Here is a 21,026-nt window from a genome sequence, read left to right as displayed (position 1 = left end):
GAGGGACTGCCGCTGCCCTTGCGCCCCATGCACATCCCGGGCCTGGAGCGCGCTCCATGCGGCAGACTCGGCGTCATGGAGACCGCCGAGTTCCTGCACGCGCTGGAGTCAGAGGGCCTGCTGCTGGCCGCGGCCGCCGAGGAGGCCGGGACGGACGCGAAGGTGCCGACCTGCCCTCAGTGGCAGGTGCGCGACCTGGTGCGGCATACGGGCACGGTGCACCGCTGGGCCGCGTCGTACGTCGCCGAGGGGCTCGCCGAGCGCCGCCCGCTGGGTGAGGTTCCGGACCTCGACGGCGCGGAACTCGTGGCCTGGTACCGCGACAGCCACCGCCGCCTCGTCGACACACTGGCCGGCGCCTCGCCGGACGTGGAGTGCTGGGCCTTCCTGCCCGCGCCGTCCCCGCTGGCCTTCTGGACCCGTAGGCAGGCGCACGAGACGGCCGTGCACCGGATCGACGCCGAGTCCGCACGCGGAGGCGCCCCGACGGCCGTCGCCCCGGACTTCGCGACCGACGGCATCGACGAACTGCTGCGCGGCTTCCACGCCCGCTCCAGAAGCAGGGTGCGCACCCCCGAGCCACGCGTCCTGCGCGTGCGCACGGACGACACCGACGCGGTGTGGACCGTACGGCTGTCCGCGGAGCCGCCCGTGACCACTCGGGGCGCGACCGACGAGGCGGAGTGCGAACTGTCCGGCCCGGCGGAGCAGTTGTACCTGGCCCTGTGGAACCGGGTCCCGCTGCCGAACGTCTCGGGCGACCAGGAGCTCGCGACGCTGTGGCGGGAGGCGTCCGGCGTCTGACCGCTCCGCGCCCCGGGCGGCTCAGTCCTCCGTCAGCATCCGCGCCAGCACCTCGCGCTGCACGGGCAGCACCTCGCCGTGCAGCGCGCGCCCCTTCGCCGTGAGCGCGACCTGCACACCCCGCCGGTCCTCGGAGCACATACAGCGCTCCACGAGCCCGTCCTTCTCCAGCCGGGCGATGAGCCGCGACAGTGCGCTCTGGCTCAGATGGACCCGCTCGGAGATCTCCTGCACGCGGTAGGACGGAGTGCCCTTCGGCGTCCGGCATCCGGCGAGGACATCGAGCACCTCGAAGTCACTGGCGCACAGGCCGTGGCCGTGCAGAGCACGGTCGAGTTCACACTGCGTTCGCGCGTGCAGCGCCAGAATGTCCCGCCACTGTTCCACGAGCGCCTGCTCGGCCTGCTTCGCCGCCATGGGCCGCACCGTAACAGAGAGCCGAGTTTGTTGCACCAGAATTAAATGCGCTTACATCTCATGCATGCGCATGTAGTGTCTCGAGCATGATCTCTCCGCTCACCACCCCCACGTCCGACGGACGTTGGACTCCGCGACTCTGGGGCACCCTGCTGGTCCTCTGCGCCGCGATGTTCCTGGACGCCCTGGACGTGTCCATGGTCGGCGTCGCGCTGCCGTCCATCGGCGCCGACCTCGGCCTGTCGACCTCGGCACTGCAATGGATCGTCAGCGGCTACATCCTCGGCTACGGCGGTCTGCTGCTCCTCGGCGGACGGGCCGCCGACCTGCTGGGCCGGCGCCAGGTCTTCCTGGTGGCGCTGGGCGTCTTCGCGCTGGCCTCCCTGCTCGGCGGTCTCGTCGACTCCGGGCCGCTGCTCATCGCCAGCCGCTTCATCAAGGGCCTGAGCGCGGCCTTCACGGCCCCCGCCGGCCTGTCGATCATCACCACGACGTTCCCCGAAGGCCCGCTGCGGAACCGGGCGTTGGCCATTTACACCACCTGCGGCGCCACCGGCTACTCGATGGGCCTGGTCTTCTCCGGCCTGCTCACGGAGGCCAGCTGGCGGCTGACCATGCTCCTACCCGCTCCGATCGCGCTGATCGCCCTGTTCGTGGGCCTGAAGCTGCTGCCCCGCAGTGAGCGCGAGCGCGGCCGGGGCGGCTACGACATCCCCGGCGCCGTCCTCGGCACCGCCTCGATGCTGCTGCTCGTCTTCACCGTCGTCGAGGCGCCCGAGGTGGGCTGGGCCGCGGCCCGGACCATCCTGTCCTTCGTGGCCGTGGCCGTACTGCTCGTGGCCTTCGTCGCCGTCGAACGGCGCAGCCCCAGCCCGCTGATCCGGCTCGGGGTGCTGCGCTCGGGGCCGCAAGTGCGGGCGCAGCTCGGCGCGTTGACGTTCGTCGGCAGCTACATCGGCTTCCAGTTCCTGGTCACGCTCTATATGCAGCAGTTGCTCGGCTGGTCCGCGCTGCACACCGCCCTGGCCTTCCTGCCGGCCGGCGCGCTGGTGGCGCTGTCCGCGACGAAGGTGGGCGCCGTCATCGACCGGTTCGGCACGGCCCGGCTGATGGTGCTCGGCTTCGCCCTGATGGTGGCCGGCTACGTCCTGTTCCTGCGCATCGACCTGAACCCCGTGTACGCGTCGGTGATCCTGCCGACGATGCTGCTGGTCGGCTCGGGCTTCGCGCTGACCTTCCCGTCCTTCAACGTCCAGGCCACCAACGGCGTGGACGAGCACGAGCAGGGCATGGTCTCCGGGCTGCTCAACACCTCGGTCCAGGTGGGCGGCGCGATCTTCCTCGCGGTGGTGACGGCGGTGGTGACGGCGAACAGCCCGGAGCAGGGCTCCGCCACCCCGCAAGCCGTTCTCGACAGCTACCGGCCCGGCCTCGTGGTCGTGACCCTCATCGCCCTCGCCGGCCTCCTGATCACCCTCACGGGCCTGCGGACCGGCCGGGACCGGCCGTCCGTCGTGGTCGCCAAGTCCAACCCCCGGCAGGCGGAGCGCGTCACCGTGCGCGACTAGGGAGTGTCTCCAGTCGCGATCAAGACGCCCCGCGTGACCGCGGAGCGCACGCGCAATCAATCGAAAAAGTGTACGTTTTATACTTTTCCGTACTCCGAATGAGTTCTAGGCTCGTGTACAGATGGCGGGCGGAGGGCCGGCCAGTCGACCCTCCGCGGCCTGTAACGAGCGGAGGCGGAGATGAAAGCGTCGATACGGCGGTCCGCGATCTTCGCAAGCGCGGCTGCTCTTGTGATTGCCGTCTGCGGTTCGACCGGCACTGCCCAGGCAGAGCCGGGCGATGGTGAGCTCCAGTTCGGCTACGTCCTGCCGGAGACAGGACAGCTGGCCTACCTCGGCCCACCCCAGATCGAGTCGTTGAAGTTCGCGATCGAGAAGATCAACGACGCCGGCGGGGTCCTGGGCAAGCCCGTGCCCACTGTGGTCTCGAGTGACGAGGCGGGCCAGGAGGCCGTTGCCGCGCAGTCGGCGGACCGGGTCCTCGCGGCAGGCGTGGACGCGATCGTCGGCGCCGCGGCTTCCGGCATGTCGCTGGCGTTCATCGACCGGGTGACCGGAGCGGGCGTCGTGCAGTGTTCGGGGTCGAACACCGCCCCCACCTTCACCGACTACGAGGACGACGGCTTCTACTTCCGTACCGTCCCGAGCGACGCGTTGCAGGGGCCCATCCTGGCGGATGTCGTCCGTGACGACGGCCACGACCGGGTGGCCCTGGTCGCACGGGCGGACGACTACGGGCGCGGCCTGATGGAGGCCACCCGCAAGACGCTGGAGGAACGTGGTGCGACGGTGACGCTCGCCGAGACCTACGACCCGAAGGCGACCAACTTCGACCAGGTCGTCCAGCAGATGGAGAACTCCAGGCCGGACGCCGCCGTGGTGATCGCCTTCGAGGAAGGCACCCAGATCCTGCAGGGCATGATCGAGTCCGGACTCGGGCCCGACCGTATCGGCGTCTACGGCGCCGACGGACTGCGCAGCGAGGAGCTGCCGTCTCTGGTCTCCCCGGGCCAGCCCGAGAAGCTCTCCGGGATGAAGGGGACCGCGCCGGCGTCGGCGGCGAACGAGCAGTACGTGAAGGACCTCATGGAATTCGCGCCGGATCTGAAGGAGCTGCAGTTCGCACCGCAGGTGTTCGACTGCGCGACGACGATCGCGCTCGCCGCCGAGAAGGCGGAGTCCGACGACCCCGGCGCGTATGTGAAGGAGATGAACGGGATCACCAAGGACGGCGAGAAGTGCAACTCGTTCGCCGCCTGCAAGGAGCTGCTCGCCGACGGCAGGGACATCGACTACAACGGTGTGAGCGGGCCGCTCGACTTCACCGACAACGGCGAACCCGGCCAGGCGACGATCGAGGTCTACGGCTACGACAACGAGGGAAAGCTGCAGACCCTGCGTACCGAGACCAGCACGGCCGAGGAGTGACCGGGAGGACCGACAGCGGGAGTCAACGGACGCGGGCGAGCGTGCCGAGGTAGAGCTCGATCACCTTCTCGTCGTGGAGCAGGGCCGTACCCGTACCGGTGTACGCGTTGCGGCCCTGGTCGAGGACGTAGCCGCGGTCGCAGAGCTGCAGGCACCTGCGGGCGTTCTGCTCGACCATGAGCACGGCGACGCCCGCGCTGTTGATCATTCTGCACCGGTCGAAGACGTGGTCCTGATGGAGCGGTGACAGGCCGGCCGACGGCTCGTCGAGCAGCAGCAGCTGCGGCTCCATCATCAGCGCGCGGGCCATCGCGAGCATCTGGCGCTCGCCGCCGGACATCGCGCCGGCCTTCTGCTTGCGGCGGTCGGCCAGCACGGGGAAGAGCTCCTCGACCGCCGCGACCCGCCGCGCGTGGTCCTTGGGCCGCAGATACACGCCCATCCGCAGGTTCTCCTCGACGGTCAGCGTGGGGAACACGTTCTGCAGCTGCGGTACGTAGCCCACGCCCCGCCGGACCAGCTCGTGCGCGGGCCGGCCGGTCACATCCTCACCGCGCAGCCGCACGGTCCCGCCGCGCACCCGCAGCAGCCCGAAGACGGCCTTGACCAGCGTCGACTTGCCGGCGCCGTTGGGGCCGATCACGCCGACCACCTCGCCCGGCCGCACTTCGACGCTGCATCCGCGCAGCACATCGACACCGGGGACGTAGCCGGCGACGATGTCGTCGGCCGCCAGCACCGGTGCCTGCTCCTCGGCGGACATCACTCCTCCTCCTTCCCCTTCTCCTCCCCCTTCTTCTTCTCCTTCTCCTTCTCCTCGGTCGCATCCGGCTCGTCGTGCCGCTTGCCCAGATAGGCGTCCACGACGGCGGCGTTCCGGCCGATCGTGTGCGGTGGGCCCTCGGCCACCAGGCGCCCGTCGGCCATGACGGCCACCCAGTCGCTGATGCCCATCACCACGTCCATGTCGTGCTCGACGAAGCACACCGTCAGCCCCTCGTCGCGCAGCTGGGTGATGTGCCCGAGCAGCGACTGGGTCAGCGCGGGGTTCACCCCGGCCATCGGCTCGTCGAGCAGGAGCATGACCGGCCGGGTCATCAGCGCGCGGGCCAGTTCCAGCAGTTTGCGCTGGCCGCCGGAGAGCGTGCCGGCATGGTCGTCGCGCAGAGGCCCGAGCCGGAACCGGTCCAGCAGTTCGTCGGCCCGGCGCTCGATCTCCCGCTCCTGACCGCGCCACAGCGGTCGCAGCAGCGCGGGCAGCACCCGCTCGCCGCGTTGCCCGGGCGCGGCGAGCAGCAGGTTCTCCAGCACCGTGAGCCGGGCGAGCGCCCTGGAGAGCTGGAACGTACGGACCATTCCGCGCCTCGCCACCCGGTGCGCCGGGGCGCCGGTGAGCGGCTGTCCGTCGAACGACCAACGGCCGCCGTCGGCCCGGTCGAACCCGCTCACCACGTTGAACAACGTGGTCTTGCCGGCGCCGTTGGGCCCGATGAGCGCCGTGATGGCCCCGCGCTGCACCTCCAGGTGCTCGACCCGCACGGCGACGAGGCCGCCGAAGGTGCGGGTCACCTGGTCCAGGACCAGCAGAGGGTCGGGCTTGCGGACCCCCGGCTCGGGATCGATCGCGGAGAGCCGGCCCGGGTGGGACACGGCAGGGTCAGCGGCCACTGAGCAGCATCTCCTTCCGGCTGCCGAGGATGCCCTGTGGCCGGAACGCGACCAGCAGGATGAGGGCGACCCCGACCAGGGCGAAGCGCACCGCGCCGACCTCCGACGTGCTGATGAGGTCCGGCGAGATGTACTCGGCGTCGATGGCCTGGCGGAGCGCGCTGTCGAGGAAGCTGAGGACGAACCAGAACAGGATCGAGCCGACGACCGGCCCGAGGATCCGCCCGGCACCTCCGAGCACGAGGAGCGTGTACAGGAAGAACGTGACGGCCGGGTCGTAGTTGTCCGGGTTCACGGACTGCACCTGGATCGCCTGCATCATGCCCGCGACAGCCCCGATGACGCCGCCGAGCACCAGGCTCTGCATCTTGTACGCGTAGACGTTCTTGCCGAGGCTGCGCGCGGCGACCTCGTCCTCTCGGATCGACCGGATGACACGGCCCCACGGGCTGTGGATCAGCAGGGCGAGCAGACTTCCGACCACGAGCACCAGCGCCCATCCGACGATCATCACCCAGAGGTCGCGGGAGCTGAACCTCACGAGCCACACGCCGTAGGTGCCGGGCTCGATGGGGCTGAGCGCGTAGAAGTCGTTCGCGAACCTCTGCAGCCCGAACACCCCGCCGGTGACCGGCTCGGCCCAGCTGGAGCGGTAGAACAGCCGCAGCGTCTCCCCCGCCGCGATCGTGGTGATCGCGAGGTAGTCGGCGCGCAGCCGCAGGGTGGGCAGGCCGAGGAGCAGGGCCAGCACGATCGCGCAGGCGATTCCGCCCAGGACGCCGAGCCACATCGGGCCGTCGTACGTCGACACCGTGATGGCGAGTCCGTAGCCGCCGACCAGCATGAAGCCGACCTGGCCGAAGTTCAGCAGCCCCGTGTAACCGAAGTGCAGGTTCAGCCCCATCGCGGCGAGCGCGTAGACGGCGGCGATGGGGCCGATTCCCGAGCGCAGTGCGTCGGAGAGGATGGCCGAGAAGTCCATGGCGCACCCCTCATCCGACGCGTTCGGCCCGGCCGAGGATGCCCTGCGGCCGGACGAGGAGGACGAGGATGAGGACGAGCAGCGCCCAGGCGTACTGCAGGTCGACCGGGAACCACAGGGTGGACATCTGGGCGACGACGCCGATGACGAGGCTGCCGACCATCGCACCGTAGGCGGAGCCGAGGCCGCCCAGGATGATCCCCGCGAACATGAGCAGCAGGAGCTTGAAGCCCATGTCCCAGGTGACGATCTCCACCAGGCCGAAGAAGACCCCGCCGAGCGCGGCCAGTCCGCCGGCGAGCATCCACACGAACAGCACCACCCGCCGCACGTCGATGCCCGACGCCTCCGCGAGGTCCCGGTTGGCGGAGACGGCCCGGACGGCAGTTCCGATCCGCGTCTTCTGCAGGAGCGCGGCGATGCCGAGCAGCACCAGGACGGAGAGCAGGGTGACGGTGAGGTCCCGTGGGGTGATGCCGGCCGGCCCGAGGCCGATCGTGCTCTGGATGTCGTACTGGGCGTAGGAGGCGGGCCGGGTTCCGTACAGCACGAGCACGATGTGCCGCAGCAGCAGGGAGAGCCCGATGGTGACGATGAACATGTTGATCAGCCCGGTGCCCCGAGCCCGCAGCGGGCGCCAGATGCCGCGCTCGACCGCCCCGCCGAGCAGGGCGCCGAAGACCACCGCGGCGAGGGCGGCGGGAATCAGGTGCCAGCCCGGGCCGGCCGCGGAGGCGTTGAGGAAGAACGCGACGGTGGCGCCGATCGTGACGAACTCACCGTGCGCGAAGTTGATCAGGTGGATGGTGCCGAAGATCAGCGAGAGCCCGACCGCTGTGATCGCGATGATCACCCCGAACTGGATACCGTCGATCAGCGCCTGCAGAGCGCGCGCGGCGAACGTGGGGCCGCGCGGGACTTCCTCGCCCTGTGCACGCGTGGAGATCGCGGGCACCATCACGAGGACCAGGGCGAGGGCCGTTACGAGCATCCGCTGATAGCGCACGGTGGTTCCGGTACGTCACGAACGTCCCTTATGGGCCCAGTGTAAGCGCAGGTCGGGGCGGTGACACGGACAGTGCGCCCGGTGTGGGTGCCCACGGACAGCGGAGGATGCGGGATGGGTGACAGCGAGGACCTCGCGAGTGCGTACAACGACGACAGTGTGCTCTTCCGGGTCCTGCGCCACCTCGGCTGGGACAGCCTGGTCGACATCGGCTACTTCACGCTGCCCACCCTGCCGATCGTGGTCCTGGCCGGTCCGGTGCCCTTTCAGCGCCGCCTGGCTCGCCGGTCGCTGGCCTTGCTGGACGCCCGGCCCGGACAGCTCGTCCTGGACGCCGGATGCGGTCGCGGTGACACCACGGCACGGTTGGGCGCCGCGGGATGCCGGGCGCTGGGGGTGGACATCCAGCCCGCGCAGATCGACCAGGCACGTCGCCGCTTCGGCGACCGCGCGCGTTTCGCCGTCGCCGACGCCACGGCTCTGCCGCGGGAGGCAGCGGAGATCCCGCTGACGAATGGTTCCTTCGATCGAGTGCACTGCCTGGAGGCCGCCTTCCACTTCGGCCATGAGGGCCGTAGGTCGTTCCTGAGCGAAAGCTTCCGGCTGCTCCGCCCGGGAGGCCGGCTCGTCCTCGTGGATGTCACGTCCCGTACGGATCAGCCGATCGAGACCCTCGACCCGGACGGCCTCGTGCGCGAGACGTGGCGCTTCGACGACATCGAACCGTACGAGCGGTACCCGCTGACGGCTTCCGCCGCCGGCTTCACCACACGCCGGATCCTCGACTGGACCACCCCTGTACTCCGCAGGGCAGCCCAACTCTGTGCCCTGTTCGTCGGCACCGCGTCCACCCGGGCCGGCCGACAGGCCCTGTGCGTGCGGTGGCCCGGCCTCAGAGCACTCGACGCACAGGACTGGGACGAGGTCATCGCCGTCGTCCGAGCTCACCGGGCCATCGGGCGCGTCACCCGCTACACGGCGTACGTCCTCGACAAACCCGCGGACGGCTTCGCCGACGCTGCCCCCACGTAGGGCTCCCGGCGGGACGCTTGCCGACCGGGCGGCCTCCTGTTTGACTCGCCGTATGACGAGTCACGGGGGACGGCGTACTCAGGCCGAACGCGACGCGGTCACCGTCGAGATCGGGTACGCGCTGTGCAGCGCGGCCTTCGCGGCGGCGGTCGTCTTCGGGGCCGTGGCCGGTCCCGCGCTGCTCTTCGAGCTGCCGGACACGTTGGAGACCTTGCTGCTGCGCGCCAGGCTGGTGCTCGCGCCCGTGCTCTTCGTCGCCCGGGTCGTCAGTGTGCTGCTCCGGTTCCGGTCGGGGGCTCAGCCCAGCCAGCCCGGCCGCACCAGCCCCGACTCGTAGGCGAGCACGACCAGTTGGGCCCGGTCGCGGGCGCCGAGCTTCACCATGGTGCGGCTGACGTGGGTCTTCGCGGTGAGCGGGCTGACGACCAGACGGCGGGCGATCTCCTCGTTGGACAGGCCGATGCCGACCAGGGCCATCACCTCCCGCTCCCGCTCGGTGAGCCCGGCCAGGGCGTCGGCCGCCGCGGGCTCCTTGGAGCGGGCCGCGAACTCGGCGATCAGCCGACGCGTCACCCCCGGCGAGAGCAGTGCGTCGCCCGCGACCACCGCCCGTACCGCGCGCAGGAGTTCGTCCGGCTCGGTGTCCTTGACCAGGAAGCCGGAGGCACCCGAGCGGATCGCCTCGAAGACGTACTCGTCGAGCTCGAAGGTGGTGAGCATGACCACCTTGACGTCCTTCAGTCCCGCGTCCTCCGTGACCCTCCGGGTCGCGGCCAGGCCGTCCAGCGCGGGCATGCGGATGTCCATCAGGACGACGTCGGGCCGCAGTTCGCGGATCCGGCGCACGGCCTCCTCGCCGTCGGCGGCCTCCGCGGCCACCTCGATGTCCGGCTGCGCGTCGAGCAGCGCCCGGAACCCTGCCCGGACCAGTGACTGGTCGTCGGCGAGCAGTACGCGAATCACCGGTCCTCCTTGCGTCGTCCTCCGGGCCGCTGTCGGCTCACGTGCCGGCGGACGCCGTCAGCGGCAGTACGGCGAGCACCCGGAAACCGCCGTCCGGGCGGGGCCCCGCCTCGATGGTGCCACCCAGCGCGGCGGCCCGCTCCCGCATACCGACCAGCCCGTTGCCGCCGCCGCCCGCGTCGGCGCCGGTCGCGGGCCCGTCGTCGTCGACCCGCAGCCGCAGCACGTCCGCGTCGTGCGCGAGGCGCACGCGCGCGTGCCGCGAACCCGAGTGCCGTACGACGTTGGTCAGGGCCTCCTGGACGATCCGGAAGGCGGCGAGGTCCGTGCCGGGCGCGAGGCGCGGCGGCTCTCCTTCGACCTCGACCGAGAGACCCGCGCTCGCCGCCTGTTCCACCAGCTCGGACAGCCGGTCGAGCCCGGGCGCCGGGGCACGGGGTGCGGCACCGGGCGCACGGAGGGTGTCGAGCACCTGGCGCACCTCGCCGAGCGCCTCCTTGCTCTGGTCCTTGATCGTGGTGAGCGCCGTACGGGCCTGCTCGGGGTCGGAGTCGAGGAGCGCGAGGCCGACCCCCGCCTGCACATTGATCACGGAGATGCTGTGCGCGAGGACGTCGTGCAGCTCCTGTGCGATCCGCAGCCGCTCCTCGTCGGCCCGCCGTCGCGCGGCCTCGGCACGCTCGGCCCGTTCCCGGACCCACTGCTCGCGCCGGACCCGGAACAGCTCCGACACCGCCGCGATCGCGACCACCCAGGTGGCGACGACGATCTCCTCGCCCCAGGAAGCGGCGGAGTCCCCCGACGGCGGCAGCCACTGGTAGAGCCAGTGCGCCACCAGGACGTGCCCGGCCCAGAGCGCTCCCATCGCGGCCCACGCCGCCCAGCGGCGCCCGGCGACGATCGCGCTGAAACACGCCAGTGCGACGGTGAGGAGCACCGGCCCGTACGGATACCCGGCCCCCAGGTAGAGCAGGGCGGCGCCCGCGGTGCCGAAGACCACGGCCACCGGATACCGCTTCCGCCACAGCAGCAGTCCTCCGGCCACCAGCAGCAGCACGCGCGCGAACGGGTCGAGCGCCGCCCGCTCGCCCTCCTGGCCGTGCGCGGCGAAGGTCGAACCGACCAGCACGAAGACCGTGACCGCGACGGTGGACCGCCAGGGCCACCGGGGCGCACGGTCCCCCTCCCCCCACCGGTCCCACCACGGGGGCCCGTGGCGCCACCACCGCGGCGGGCCGCCCCGCGTGCGCTGCTCGTCCATACCGGCCACGCTAGACTCCGCCCGCCCGGAGCGGCGTCACCCAGGCGTGGTGATCACGCGTACTTCCCTGGAGGTACACCGTCGCCCGTTGTCAGGCTCCCCTGACCTCCGTGGAGAGGATGCGAGATGACGTCGTCGGAGTTACCGGAGTTCGACCACCTCCTGCACTGCGTGCCCGACGTGGAGTCCGCCGTCGCCGCCTACGCGGCCGCCGGGCTTCCCGGGCACACCAATCCGCCGTATCTGGGCTTTCGGAACGGTGCGTGGCACTTGGACGTGCGCTACGTCGAGATCCTCGGCATCGTCGACCGAGCGGTGTTCGACGGATCGCCGTACGGCAAGGCCATGACGCCGATGATGCCGTTCGTCGACGAACTCCTCGCGGCCGGCGGCGGTGCGCTCGACTTCGCGATCGACGTCACCGATATCGCCGCGACCGCGGACCGTCTGCGGAGCGGCGGCCATGAGGTCGAGGTGGTGACGTTCGCCCGGGAGGGCTCGCCCGTCTCCTTCCGGGAGGCGTTCATCGCGGACGCCCCGCGCTGGGCGCCGTTCTTCATCAGCTACACGCCCGACCGCCAGGTCATCCTCGACACGTACCGTGGCGGCGGAGGCAACCGCGGCGACCACGACCTCGCGGGTTTCGTGATCGAGACCCCGGACCCCACCGCGTCCGCCACCTGGCTGAGCCGGCTGACGGGTGTCCCGACCGCCGGGCAGACCGTCGTTCCGCTGCCCGGAGCGCACGTGCACTTCGCCTCCGGTCCGGCGGACCGGATCACCACGCTGCTCCTGAGCGAGGGCACCCCGCCCACCGCCGACATCAGCGGCCTGGCGCTGCGCCCTCGGTAGGTCCGGGTACCAGCCCCACTCCCCGGGCGAGTTGCCCCACGGCGTGGCGGAAGAACGGGGCCCGGTCCTCGACCACCCGGTGGAACTGGCCGAACAGCTCGAAGCCGACCAGGCCGTACAGCTGGGCCCAGGCCGCGACGAGAGCAGTCGCCGCCTCCGGGGGGAGGTCGGGCGCGAGGTCGGCGGCGATCCGTTCGGCCTCCGGGCGCAGCTCGGACGGCAGTGAGGATCCGGCCAGGCCGGAGCCGCGGTTGGCGTCGCGTGCGATGCCGATGAGCAGGAGGCCGACGCGGGCGGCCGCCGGGGCGGTGGTGTCGGGGGCGGTGTAGCCGGGCACGGGCGATCCGTAGATCAGCGCGTACTCGTGGGGGTGGTCCAGCGCCCAGCCCCGCACCGCCTCACAGACCGCGATCCATCGGCGGAAGGGGTCGGCCGCCGGCTCATGGGCCGCCTCGGCCCGCTCGCCGAGGGAGTCGTAGGCGTCGATGATGAGTGCGGTGAGCAGGTCGTCACGGCTGGGGAAGTAGCGGTACAGCGCGGAGGAGACCATGCCGAGCTCACGGGCCACGGCGCGCAGGGAGAGCCTGGCGGCGCCCTCGGCCGCGAGCTGTCTGCGGGCCTCGTCCTTGATGGCCGCGGTGACTTCGATCCTGGCCCGGGCACGGGCGCCGTGTGCGGTGCTCATGCGGGTAAGTGTGCCATGAAAGCAGAGCAGTGCACACAAACGAGAGCAGTGCTCTTGCCTTGGAGTGCCGACCTCGGGCAGACTGAACCCAGCGAGAGAGAGCAGTGCTCACAAAAGAGAGCGCCGCTCCATCACAGAGAGACCAGGGGGACCCCATGTCCACACACGTCCAGAAGCCCGGCTGGGTCACCGTCAACGTCATCAACCGCCTCGTGGCCTGGATGACCCGCCGCGGCATCAGCGTCTGGGGCTCCCGTGTCCTCGCCGTCCGCGGCCGCAAGAGCGGCCAGTGGCGCACCACCCCGGTCAACCTCATGACCCTGGACGGCCGGCAGTACCTGGTGGCGCCGCGGGGCCATGTCCAGTGGACCCACAACATGCGCGCCGCGGGCGGCGGCGAGCTGCACCTCGGCAAGCACGTGGACACGTTCACCGCGACCGAGGTGGCCGACGACGACAAGACCCCGATCCTGCGCGCCTACCTCAAGCGCTGGAAGGCGGAGGTCGGGGTCTTCTTCAACGGAGTGGGCCCGGACTCGCCGGACGACGAGCTGCGCCGGATCGCTGCCGACCACCCGGTCTTCGAGATCACGGTGACGAGCTGACCTCGCCGTCCGCCGTGGGACGGCGGTCCACCGCCGTCAGCGCCCGCTGGGCCATGGGATGGGTGCGGACGATCTCGCCCAGCGACGTCGCGCCCCGCGTGATGTCCTTGAAGCCCTTCCAGGCCGGGCGGAAGCTCATCAGTGCCGCGTGGAACAGACCGGGGCGACGCTCGAACGCCGTCAGCAGCCGCTTGCCGACGCTCATCTCCACGCCGAGCCCGGCCTTGACCGCGAACGCGTAGTTGAGGGCCTGCCGGCGCGTGTCCACGGCGTCGTGCGCCTCGGCGATCCGCACCGCCCACTCCCCCGCGAGCCGGCCGGACCGCAGCGCGAAGGAGATGCCCTCGCGGGTCCACGGCTCCAGCAGCCCCGCCGCGTCACCGCAGACCAGCACCCGGCCGCGCGACAGTGGCGAGTCGTCGGCCCGGCAGCGGGTCAAGTGACCCGAGGAGATGCTCGGTTCGAAGCCGGCGAGGCCCAGCCGGCCGATGAAGTCCTCCAAGTACCGCTTCGTCGCGGCGCCTTCGCCCCTGGCCGAGATCACCCCGACCGTCAGGGTGTCGCCCTTGGGGAAGACCCAGCCGTAACTGCCGGGAATCGGGCCCCAGTCGATGAGCACCCGACCCTTCCAGTCCTCGGCGACGGTCTCCGGCACCGGGATCTCCGCCTCCAGGCCGAGATCCACCTGGCCGACCTTGACCCCGACATGCGCCCCTATGCGGCTGGCGCTGCCGTCCGCCCCGACCACGGCCCGCGCGAGCAGGACCTCGCCGCCCTGCAGGACGACGGCGACCGTGCGCCGGTCCGGCACCTCCGAGCCGTGCTGCTCGACCCGCTGGACGGTGACGCCCGTACGCAGTTCGGCGCCCGCCTTCTGCGCGTGCTCGACGAGCTGCTGGTCGAACTCGGGCCGGTTGACCAGCCCGAACAGCATCTGCTTGGACCGGCGGGTCCGAGTGAAGCGGCCGTTGTGCGAGAACGTCACCGCGTGCACCCGGTCCTTGAGCGGCAACTCGAAGCCGGGCGGGAGCGCGTCGCGCGAGGGGCCGATGATGCCGCCGCCGCACGTCTTGTACCGCGGCAACTCCGCCTTCTCCAGCAACAGCACGCGTCTCCCGGCGACCGCCGCCGCGTACGCGGCCGAAGCTCCCGCGGGTCCCGCACCCACCACGACGACGTCCCACACCTGCCGCGCGTCGTCCGCCGAAGAGTTCTCGCTGCTCACGATGGTCTACTGCTCCCGATCAAGCCGCCTGCCCTGCTGTCTCCCGCATCCTACGGCGGACCTGGTCACAGCCCGCTGTGGGAGGATCTACAGCACTCAACTCTTCAACGTCGCACCCACAAGGAGCGTGCCCATGTCGTCGAATCCGGTCGCCGAGACCGTCGCCTCGCTGATGCCGAGGGCGAGGGCGGAGCTCACCGAACTGGTGGCCTTCCGGTCGGTGGCGGACTTCGACCAGTTCCCGAGGAGTGAGAGCGAGGGCGCGGCCCGCTGGGTCGCGGACGCGCTCACCGCCGAGGGTTTCCAGGACGTGGCCCTGCTCGACACCCCCGACGGCACGCAGTCGGTCTACGGCTGCCTCCCCGGCCCGGAGGGTGCGAAGACCGTCCTGCTCTACGCCCACTACGACGTGCAGCCGCCGCTGGACGAGGCCGGCTGGACGACACCGCCGTTCGAGCTGACCGAGCGGGACGGGCGCTGGTACGGGCGTGGCGCCGCCGACTGCAAGGGCGGCGTGATCATGCACCTGCTGGCGCTGCGGGCGCTGAAGGCGAACGGCGGCGTGCCGGTCCACGTCAAGGTGATCGTCGAAGGCTCGGAGGAGCAGGGCACGGGCGGTCTGGAGCGGTACGCCGAGGAGCACCCGGGCCTGCTGGAGGCCGACACGATCGTCATCGGTGACGCGGGCAACTTCCGAGTCGGCCTGCCGACGGTGACCTCCACGCTGCGCGGTATGACCCTCGTCCGCGTCAGCGTCGACACGCTCGCGGGCAATCTGCACTCGGGCCAGTTCGGCGGTGCCGCGCCGGACGCGCTCGCCGCCCTGATCCGCGTCCTGGACTCGCTGCGCGCCGAGGACGGTTCGACGACCGTCGACGGGCTCTCCGCGGACTCGGCCTGGGAGGGCTTGCAGTACGACGAGGAGCAGTTCCGGCAGGACGCCAAGGTGCTGGACGGCGTCGAGCTGATCGGATCCGGCACGGTCGCCGACCGCATCTGGTCGCGCCCGGCCGTCACGGTCCTCGGCATCGACTGCCCGCCCGTCGTCGGCGCCACCCCGTCCGTGCAGGCGAGCGCCCGCGCGCTGATCAGCCTGCGGGTGCCGCCGGGCGTGGACGCGGGCGCGGCGGCCAAGCTGCTCCAGGCTCACCTGGAGGCGCACACGCCGTGGGGCGCGCGGGTGAGCACCGAGCGGATCGGCGAGGGCCAGCCCTTCCGCGCCGACACCACCAGCCCCGCCTACCAGGCCATGGCCGCCGCGATGGCCGTGGCGTACCCGGGCCAGGAGATGCAGTACGCGGGCCAGGGCGGCTCCATCCCGCTGTGCAACACCCTCGCCGCCCTCTACCCGCGTGCGGAGATCCTCCTCATCGGGCTGAGCGAGCCGGAGGCCCAGATCCACGCGGTCAACGAGAGCGTGTCCCCCGAGGAACTGGAACGGCTGTCGGTGGCGGAGGCACTGTTCCTGCGCACCTACGCGGCGAGCTGACCGCTCTGCCCTGCGGTCAGTACCCCTCCTTCGGCTCCGCCAGCGCCGGGTCCAGGACGATGTCCTCGGCGCGCGCGGCCACCGTCGGCTCCTCGGGGAAGTGGCAGGCGGTCAGATGGCCCGTGGGGCTGCCCTCGACGCGCACCAGCGGTGGTTCCTCGGTGGCGCATCTGTCCTGGGCCTTCCAGCAGCGGGTGCGGAAGCGGCAGCCGGAGGGCGGGTCGATCGGGGACGGCACGTCCCCGGCCAGCCGGATGCGTTCGCGCCGCTGAGTGGCGTCCGGGTCGGCCTCGGGTACGGCGGACAGCAGCGCGTGGGTGTAGGGGTGCCGTGGGCGGGTGTAGAGCGACTCGCGGTCGGCGACCTCGACGATCTTGCCGAGGTACATCACGGCGACCCGTTCGGAGAAGTGCCGTACGACGGCGAGGTCGTGGGCGATGAAGACGAAGGCGATGCCGAACTCCCGCTGGAGGTCCTGGAGCAGGTTGACGACCTGCGCCTGGATGGAGACGTCCAGCGCGGAGACGGGTTCGTCGGCCACGATGAGCTTCGGCCGCAGGGCGAGGGCACGGGCGATGCCGATGCGCTGACGCTGGCCTCCGGAGAACTCGTTCGGGTAGCGGTTGTAGTGCTCGGGGTTGAGGCCCACGGTCTCCAGGAGTTCCTGGACGCGCCGCTTGTGGCCCTGGGGCGGGTTGATGCCGTTGAGCCGCATCGGCGTCTCGATGATGGTGCCGACGGTGTGCCGGGGGTTCAGCGACGAGTACGGGTCCTGGAAGATCATCTGGAGGTTGCGGCGGGCTTCCCGCATCCGTGCGGCGGGCCGGTGGGTGATGTCCTCGCCGTCGAACAGAACGGAGCCGCCGGTGGGTTCGAGCAGCCGGGTGATCAGGCGGCCCGTGGTCGACTTGCCGCATCCGGACTCGCCGACCAGCCCCAGCGACTCGCCCGGCCCGACCGCGAAGTCGATGCCGTCGACGGCTCGGACGGCCCCGATCTGCCGCTGGAAGATGATGCCCTGCCGGAGGGGGAAGTGCTTCCGCAGACCGCGCACTTCGAGGAGGTTCTCGCCGGTGGGAAGGTCGGTGGTAGGCCCGGTGAGGGGCTGGGTGGTGCTCACGGCGTGTTCCCTTTCGTCAGCTCGTCCCCGTCGGCCCCGCCGCGGATCTCCTGCTTGGCCTCGTCGGTGAGATGGCACGCGGCGAGGTGTCCCGCGGTGCCGGAGACGAGGCGCAGTTCGGGCCGGTCCACGGTGCACCGCCCTTCCGGCACCCAGCCCTTGTAGGCGCAGCGTGGGTTGAAGGAGCAGCCGTCCGGCAGGTTGATCAGGCTCGGCGGTGTGCCGGGGATCGGGTTGAGCCGCTCGCCGACGTCGCCGGTGAGGTGCGGCATCGACTGCAACAGGCCCCAGGTGTAGGGGTGCTGAGGCTGCTTCAGCACCTCACGGGTGGTGCCGTACTCGATCCGGCGGCCGCCGTACATCACCAGGATGTCGTCGGCGACGTCGGAGACCACGCCGAGGTCGTGCGTGATGATGACGACCGCGGAGCCGAATTCCTCCTGCAGGTCGCGGATCAGGTCGAGGATCTGGGCCTGGACGGTGACGTCCAGGGCGGTGGTGGGTTCGTCGGCGATGAGCAGGGCGGGGTCGCAGACCAGGGACATGGCGATCATGGCGCGCTGCCGCATGCCGCCGGAGAACTGGTGCGGATAGTCCCTGACGCGACGCTCGGGCTGCGGGATGCCGACCCGCTTCAGCATCTCCACCGCCCGCTCCCTGGCCTCCTTCTTGGAGACCTTGTGGTGCACGCGGTAGGCCTCGGCGATCTGGGCGCCGACGGTGAAGAAGGGGTGCAGCGCGGAGAGCGGGTCCTGGAAGATCATGGAGACCGTACGGCCGCGCAGTTCACGCATCTCGGCCTCGGGCAGGGTGACGAGGTCCCTGCCCTCCAGGCGGATCTCTCCGGAGACCCGGGCGCTGGTGCCCTTGTGCAGTCCGAGCAGGGCCAGCGAGGTCACCGACTTGCCGGAGCCGGACTCCCCGACGATGCCGAGGGTCCTGCCCTTCTCCAGGCTGAAGGAGACGCCGTCGACGGACTTGACGATGCCGTCCTCGGTCGGGAAGTGCACCCTCAGGTCGGTCACGTCGAGGAAGGGTGCGGGCGCGGGCGTGACGTCCGCGGGCTGCGGTGAGGTCTGAACGGACACGGGTGTTCCTAAGGACGAGGAAGGGCTCAGGCGAGGCGCACGCGCGGGTCGACGAGGCCGTACACCAGGTCGACGACGACGTTGGCGAGGACGACGAACGTCGCGGCGAAGAGCGTGGTGCCGAGGATGACCGGCAGGTCGGAGTTCTGGACGGAGTCGACGGCGAGCTTGCCGATGCCGTTGATGCCGAAGACCGACTCGGTGATGACCGCGGAGCCGCCGATCAGGGAGCCGACGTCCATGCCGAAGATGGTGATGATCGGGGTGATGGCGGCCCGCAGCCCGTGCTTGAGGACGACGCTGGAGGCCGTCAGTCCCTTGGCGCGGGCGGTACGCATGTAGTCCTCGGCGAAGACGTCCAGCATGGAGGAGCGGGTGAGCCGGGTGTACATCGCGAGGTAGACGATGACCAGGGTGGTCCACGGCAGGATCAGCCCCTGGAACCAGCCGGCCGGGTCCTCGGTGATCGGTGTGTAGCCGGAGGTCGGCAGGATCTGGAACTTGTCGACGAAGAGGTACAGCAGGAGCAGGCCGATGAAGTAGATCTGCACCGACACGCCGAACAGGGCCAGTCCGACCGCCGCTTTGTCGGCGGCCCTGCCCCTGCGGACCGCGGCGACGGTGCCGAGGCCGACCCCCAGGACCAGGAACGCCACCGCGGCGCCGAGACCGAGGGAGAGGTCCGCCGGGAAGTCCTGGAGCAGTGTCGTCAGGACGGGGGTGTCGGTCTGGAAGGAGACGCCCAGGCAGGGCGCGCCGCAGTGGATGCGGACGCTCTGGTCGCCGAAGTCACGGCCGGCGACCAGCCCCTTGAGGAACTCCCAGTACTGCGTCAGGTAGCCCTGGTCCAGGCCCAGCGAGTGTTTGATCTCCGCGAGGCGGGAGGGGGAGCAGGTCTTTCCGCAGGCCAGGAGTGCGGGGTCGGACGGCAGCGCGAAGAAGATGAAGAAGGTGATCGTGGTGATCACCAGCATGATCACGGCCGCTGCCAGCAGGCGTCGGATGAGATAACGAAACATGGGGTGCCGGGACCTGACGTGAGTGGGATGCCCGCCGGCGGCCTGGGCCGCCGGCGGGGTTCAGAGGGGGAGGCGTCCGTCAGTGCTTGACGTAGACGTGGACCAGGCTCGGCTCGGCCAGGATCGTGTCGGGGATGACACCGCCGACCTTGGAGCCGGACATGTCGCTGAAGTTCATGTACATCAGCGGGACCACGGCGGCGTCCTTCAGGACCTGCTGGTCCATCCGGCCGTAGGTGGCGTTGCGCTGCTCGACGTCCGTCATCTTGGCGGCCTTGTCGATCAGCGCGTTGACCTTCGGGTCGTTCAGGTAGGACAGGTCCTGGTTGGCCTGCGGGTTCCTCTTGATGAGCCGGCCGTCGAAGAGGGTGGGCAGCACCGTGGAGGCGTTGGGCCAGTCGGCGATCCAGTCGCCCCAGGTCAGGTCGTACTGGTTCTTCGTGTTGTTGACGGTGCTGAAGTAGTTCGCCGCGTCGATCGGGGAGATGTTGACGCGGATGCCGATGCGCTCCAGGGCGGTCTTCACCGCGTCGGCGAAGTGCTCCTGGGTGGGTGTGTTCTCGACGGCGATCGACATGGTGGGCTTCGGGTTGCCCGCCTGCTTCATCAGCGCCTTGGCCTTGGCGAGGTTGCCCGCCGGGTTGGCGCTGTACTGGTTGAACTTCTGGTAGCCGCCGATGCCCGGGCTCAGCATGGTGGTGGCGTAGTCGCCGTACGCGGAGCCGCCGAAGGCGCCGCGGACCGTGGTCTTGTCGACGGCGTACTCGATCGCCTGGCGGACCTTGAGGTCCTTGACGCGGGTGGTGTTGATGGCCAGGTAGTTGATGCCGGGCGCGGGAATCTTGTAGTAACGGCTCTTCAAAGAGGGGTCGTTGGCGAGCTGGGACAGGTCGGAGCCCGCGATCGGCCACTGCTGGATCGACGTCTGGGCGGTGCCGGCGTCGGCCTTGATCTGCTGGTCGATGGCCGACTCGTCCTGGCCGAACCGAACGTCCATCTCGTCGACGTTCTGCTGCCGGATCGGGTCGGTCGCCTGGGACCAGTTCTTGTTCCGGGTGAGGACCAGTTCCTTGTTCTTGGTGTACGACTTGATCATGTACGGGCCGTCGGACCACACATGGGTGTCGTAGGTCGAGCCGGTGTCGTGGGCCTTGGGCACGGCCGCCCAGCCGGTCATCGTGGTGGTCTCGTTGAAGTCGGCCACCGGCTGGTTCAGGTGGAAGACGATCGTGTACTTGTCCGGCGTCTGGATGGAGTCGAGCTCCTTGCCCTGGTACGGGCCCTTGTAGTCGGCGCCGCCGACGAGCCACTGGGCCGCGTAGGGCGGGCCGCCGTTGATGTCGGAGGAGAAGAACCGCTCGACGCCGTACTTGACGTCCGGTGCGGTGACCTCGGTGCCGTCCTGGTACTTGACGCCGTGCCGCAGGTGGAAGGTCCAGACGGTGGCGCCCTTGCTGGGCGTTCCGGTGTCGGTGGCCAGGTCGCCGACCAGTTTCGGCTTCGGACCCGTCTCGTCCCAGCCCGTCAGGTCCCGGACGATCTCCTGGTCCATGCTCGAGCCCTCGGTCGTGTAGACGCGCTGGGGGTCGAGGTGGTCGAAGTCCGCCTTGTCCAGGACGGTCAGAGTGCCGCCCTTGCCGGGGGCGCCACTGCCGCTGTTGCTGGAGGACCCTCCGCATGCGGTGGCCCCCAGGGCGATCACCACGGCGGAGGCCGTGAGAGCGACCGTGCGCGATCTGCGCGTGCTGCGCGTCATTGAGGAAACTCCTTCTTGCTACGGGCGCGGCGGCCGTTCGTGGGACCGCCGGGCCGAC

Annotated in this window: 21 protein-coding genes; 8 read left to right on the top strand and 13 right to left on the bottom strand. The window is 70.5% G+C overall.

Going from position 1 to position 21,026, the window contains the following annotated elements; all coding sequences use genetic code 11:
• The first annotated feature begins 75 nt into the window (after positions 1 to 75).
• Positions 76 to 804, top strand: a complete 729-nt coding sequence (locus ACZ58V_RS20355; RefSeq protein WP_471291216.1) for a maleylpyruvate isomerase family mycothiol-dependent enzyme — start codon at positions 76 to 78, stop codon at positions 802 to 804.
• 21 nt (positions 805 to 825) lie between these two features.
• On the opposite strand, the gene ACZ58V_RS20350 is transcribed toward ACZ58V_RS20355, so the two are convergent.
• Complete coding sequence (locus tag ACZ58V_RS20350) at positions 826 to 1,221, bottom strand: MarR family winged helix-turn-helix transcriptional regulator (protein WP_468189228.1); 396 nt, start codon at positions 1,219 to 1,221, stop codon at positions 826 to 828.
• Between the two features lie 86 nt (positions 1,222 to 1,307).
• Between ACZ58V_RS20350 and ACZ58V_RS20345 the strand changes: the two genes are divergently transcribed.
• Together ACZ58V_RS20345 and ACZ58V_RS20340 are read left to right on the top strand one after the other, a co-directional pair.
• Positions 1,308 to 2,789: an MFS transporter gene (locus ACZ58V_RS20345; protein WP_468189226.1), complete on the top strand. Its 1,482-nt coding sequence runs from the start codon at positions 1,308 to 1,310 to the stop codon at positions 2,787 to 2,789.
• 180 nt (positions 2,790 to 2,969) lie between these two features.
• Entirely contained in the window at positions 2,970 to 4,217 is a 1,248-nt protein-coding gene (locus ACZ58V_RS20340; protein ID WP_471291213.1) for an ABC transporter substrate-binding protein, read from the top strand.
• Positions 4,218 to 4,239: 22 nt separating this feature from the next.
• On the opposite strand, the gene ACZ58V_RS20335 is transcribed toward ACZ58V_RS20340, so the two are convergent.
• Genes ACZ58V_RS20335 through ACZ58V_RS20320 form a run of 4 tightly spaced genes read right to left on the bottom strand, consistent with a single transcriptional unit; the run spans position 4,240 to position 7,873 of the window.
• On the bottom strand, positions 4,240 to 4,980 hold the full coding sequence (locus tag ACZ58V_RS20335; RefSeq protein ID WP_189724086.1) for an ABC transporter ATP-binding protein: 741 nt from the start codon (positions 4,978 to 4,980) through the stop codon (positions 4,240 to 4,242).
• The gene (locus ACZ58V_RS20330; protein ID WP_468189220.1) at positions 4,980 to 5,885 is read right to left on the bottom strand and encodes an ABC transporter ATP-binding protein; all 906 of its coding nucleotides are present in this window, start codon (positions 5,883 to 5,885) and stop codon (positions 4,980 to 4,982) included. Before ACZ58V_RS20330 ends, ACZ58V_RS20335 begins: the two co-directional genes overlap by 1 nt.
• Complete coding sequence (locus ACZ58V_RS20325) at positions 5,875 to 6,867, bottom strand: branched-chain amino acid ABC transporter permease (protein ID WP_382579806.1); 993 nt, start codon at positions 6,865 to 6,867, stop codon at positions 5,875 to 5,877. Before ACZ58V_RS20325 ends, ACZ58V_RS20330 begins: the two co-directional genes overlap by 11 nt.
• A 10-nt stretch (positions 6,868 to 6,877) precedes the next feature.
• On the bottom strand, positions 6,878 to 7,873 hold the full coding sequence (locus ACZ58V_RS20320) for a branched-chain amino acid ABC transporter permease (RefSeq protein WP_468189218.1): 996 nt from the start codon (positions 7,871 to 7,873) through the stop codon (positions 6,878 to 6,880).
• A 114-nt stretch (positions 7,874 to 7,987) separates the two neighbouring features.
• On the opposite strand from ACZ58V_RS20320, the gene ACZ58V_RS20315 reads away from it, so the two are divergent.
• Both ACZ58V_RS20315 and ACZ58V_RS20310 read left to right on the top strand, forming a co-directional pair.
• Positions 7,988 to 8,905 (top strand): SAM-dependent methyltransferase, encoded by a 918-nt coding sequence (locus ACZ58V_RS20315; RefSeq protein ID WP_471291210.1) that lies wholly within the window; start codon positions 7,988 to 7,990, stop codon positions 8,903 to 8,905.
• Positions 8,906 to 8,957: 52 nt separating this feature from the next.
• Positions 8,958 to 9,242 carry a DUF6332 family protein gene (locus ACZ58V_RS20310; protein ID WP_471291208.1) on the top strand — a complete coding sequence of 95 codons (285 nt, stop codon included), beginning with the start codon at positions 8,958 to 8,960 and terminating at the stop codon, positions 9,240 to 9,242.
• On the opposite strand, the gene ACZ58V_RS20305 is transcribed toward ACZ58V_RS20310, so the two are convergent.
• Together ACZ58V_RS20305 and ACZ58V_RS20300 are read right to left on the bottom strand one after the other, a co-directional pair.
• The gene (locus tag ACZ58V_RS20305) at positions 9,203 to 9,868 is read right to left on the bottom strand and encodes a response regulator transcription factor (RefSeq protein ID WP_359895571.1); all 666 of its coding nucleotides are present in this window, start codon (positions 9,866 to 9,868) and stop codon (positions 9,203 to 9,205) included. The genes ACZ58V_RS20310 and ACZ58V_RS20305 overlap by 40 nt on opposite strands.
• 37 nt (positions 9,869 to 9,905) lie before the next feature.
• Positions 9,906 to 11,129, bottom strand: a complete 1,224-nt coding sequence (locus tag ACZ58V_RS20300) for a sensor histidine kinase (RefSeq protein ID WP_471291206.1) — start codon at positions 11,127 to 11,129, stop codon at positions 9,906 to 9,908.
• Between the two features lie 126 nt (positions 11,130 to 11,255).
• Here ACZ58V_RS20300 and ACZ58V_RS20295 point away from each other — a divergent pair, with 126 nt between their 5' ends.
• Entirely contained in the window at positions 11,256 to 11,981 is a 726-nt protein-coding gene (locus ACZ58V_RS20295) for a VOC family protein (protein ID WP_471291204.1), read from the top strand.
• On the opposite strand, the gene ACZ58V_RS20290 is transcribed toward ACZ58V_RS20295, so the two are convergent.
• Complete coding sequence (locus ACZ58V_RS20290) at positions 11,953 to 12,666, bottom strand: TetR/AcrR family transcriptional regulator (RefSeq protein WP_471291202.1); 714 nt, start codon at positions 12,664 to 12,666, stop codon at positions 11,953 to 11,955. The genes ACZ58V_RS20295 and ACZ58V_RS20290 overlap by 29 nt on opposite strands.
• Before the next feature lie 155 nt (positions 12,667 to 12,821).
• Here ACZ58V_RS20290 and ACZ58V_RS20285 point away from each other — a divergent pair, with 155 nt between their 5' ends.
• Positions 12,822 to 13,271 carry a nitroreductase family deazaflavin-dependent oxidoreductase gene (locus ACZ58V_RS20285; RefSeq protein ID WP_468189205.1) on the top strand — a complete coding sequence of 150 codons (450 nt, stop codon included), beginning with the start codon at positions 12,822 to 12,824 and terminating at the stop codon, positions 13,269 to 13,271.
• Here ACZ58V_RS20285 and ACZ58V_RS20280 read toward each other — a convergent pair.
• Positions 13,255 to 14,496, bottom strand: coding sequence for a geranylgeranyl reductase family protein (locus ACZ58V_RS20280; RefSeq protein ID WP_468189203.1), 1,242 nt, complete (start codon positions 14,494 to 14,496; stop codon positions 13,255 to 13,257). The genes ACZ58V_RS20285 and ACZ58V_RS20280 overlap by 17 nt on opposite strands.
• Positions 14,497 to 14,629: 133 nt before the next feature.
• Between ACZ58V_RS20280 and ACZ58V_RS20275 the strand changes: the two genes are divergently transcribed.
• Positions 14,630 to 15,985: a M20/M25/M40 family metallo-hydrolase gene (locus ACZ58V_RS20275; RefSeq protein ID WP_468189201.1), complete on the top strand. Its 1,356-nt coding sequence runs from the start codon at positions 14,630 to 14,632 to the stop codon at positions 15,983 to 15,985.
• 16 nt (positions 15,986 to 16,001) lie between these two features.
• Here the strand turns inward: ACZ58V_RS20275 and ACZ58V_RS20270 are convergent, their stop codons facing one another.
• From ACZ58V_RS20270 to ACZ58V_RS20255, 4 genes are all read right to left on the bottom strand, one after another.
• On the bottom strand, positions 16,002 to 17,105 hold the full coding sequence (locus tag ACZ58V_RS20270; protein WP_471291199.1) for an ABC transporter ATP-binding protein: 1,104 nt from the start codon (positions 17,103 to 17,105) through the stop codon (positions 16,002 to 16,004).
• The gene (locus ACZ58V_RS20265; RefSeq protein ID WP_471291197.1) at positions 17,102 to 18,193 is read right to left on the bottom strand and encodes an ABC transporter ATP-binding protein; all 1,092 of its coding nucleotides are present in this window, start codon (positions 18,191 to 18,193) and stop codon (positions 17,102 to 17,104) included. The genes ACZ58V_RS20270 and ACZ58V_RS20265 overlap by 4 nt, the downstream gene beginning before the upstream one ends.
• A 26-nt stretch (positions 18,194 to 18,219) precedes the next feature.
• Entirely contained in the window at positions 18,220 to 19,212 is a 993-nt protein-coding gene (locus ACZ58V_RS20260) for an ABC transporter permease (RefSeq protein WP_468189195.1), read from the bottom strand.
• Positions 19,213 to 19,291: 79 nt separating this feature from the next.
• Positions 19,292 to 20,968: an ABC transporter substrate-binding protein gene (locus tag ACZ58V_RS20255; protein WP_468189192.1), complete on the bottom strand. Its 1,677-nt coding sequence runs from the start codon at positions 20,966 to 20,968 to the stop codon at positions 19,292 to 19,294.
• Positions 20,969 to 21,026 lie beyond the last annotated feature (58 nt).

Source organism: Streptomyces sp. NPDC040589 (assembly GCF_055594445.1).
The sequence above is the reverse complement of the archived record's forward strand: the minus strand, read 5'-3'. Positions and strand labels throughout refer to the sequence as shown.